This window comes from Sphingomonas sp. Leaf30 (assembly GCF_001422525.1).
GTDB lineage: Bacteria > Pseudomonadota > Alphaproteobacteria > Sphingomonadales > Sphingomonadaceae > Sphingomonas > Sphingomonas aerolata.
Window position 1 is genome coordinate 1,776 of sequence record NZ_LMKZ01000020.1, and the last position, 305, is coordinate 2,080.

General features: G+C 65.9%; 1 protein-coding gene. It reads right to left on the reverse strand.

What is annotated here, in order from left to right; translation table 11 throughout:
- Window positions 1-305, reverse strand: a 305-nt coding sequence (locus tag ASE89_RS20915; RefSeq protein WP_201781563.1) for a hypothetical protein, incomplete at both ends; no start/stop codon positions are given.

Here is a 305-nt window from a genome sequence, read left to right on the forward strand (position 1 = left end):
CGCCTGAGCGCGCGGGAACCCCGCTGCCTCGAACCGGTCTACGGCGTTGGCATAAAGGCGTGCAATCATTGCCGCATCTCCGCTGTCTACACGAGCCTGGAGCAAAGCCATGGCTGCATCCGTCGCCGGCCCGACGAGGGTGTCACGGCCCCCGCCAACCATCTTCATCATCTGCTTGTAAAGCCCCTTCCTGACATAGGGCAGCCCGTCACCAACATTGCCTGCCAGCGTCACCACGGCCTCGATGTCGGGATCGGCAGCCGCCGCCGACGGCGCGATCACACCGCCCCCGCTATGGCCGACCA